At 36.7% G+C, this 520-nt stretch carries 1 protein-coding gene; it reads right to left on the bottom strand.

Annotated features, from left to right (window positions below; all coding sequences use genetic code 11):
* The coding region (locus tag AC1DRF_RS32030; protein WP_477742834.1) for an MBL fold metallo-hydrolase at nucleotides 1-520 on the bottom strand (520 nt) is incomplete at both ends.

A 520-nucleotide genomic window follows, 5' to 3' on the forward strand; every position in this document is an offset into this window, starting at 1 on the left:
CTTCATAGATGTCTTCTTTTCCCATAATGAGAGAACCATATTCTATAAATTGATTATCTCCGCCATTGACGACAATAATATCTGGTTTATAGGTACTTAATTCTTCCTGTACACCTTCATACCAGACGGTATCACCAGCTACGTACAATGTTTTTTCACTTGGATGTTTAAAGACTACGCCACATACTTCCCCCATAAGCTTTAATAGTTCTTCTCCTCTCCCATGCTCACCTTTTGTTTTAACTAATTGGATGCCTTCAAAAACAGTGTCCTTTGTTAGTACCTCTACATTTTGGAATCCGGAATTTTGGACTTCTTTTGCCTCTTCTTCATTTTGAACAAACATTTTAATATCTTTTGGTAATAGTCTTTGCGCTACCTCATCAAAATGGTCTAAATGTAAGTGAGTCACAATGACTGCATCAACTCCCATAATAATCTCGTCAACAGAGGTTGGTAAACTCACTATAGGATTATATTGATCTTGTTTAATTGAACCAGGGAAAGGTGGGTACGTACC

It is taken from the genome of Priestia sp. P5_B4, from assembly GCF_056400385.1.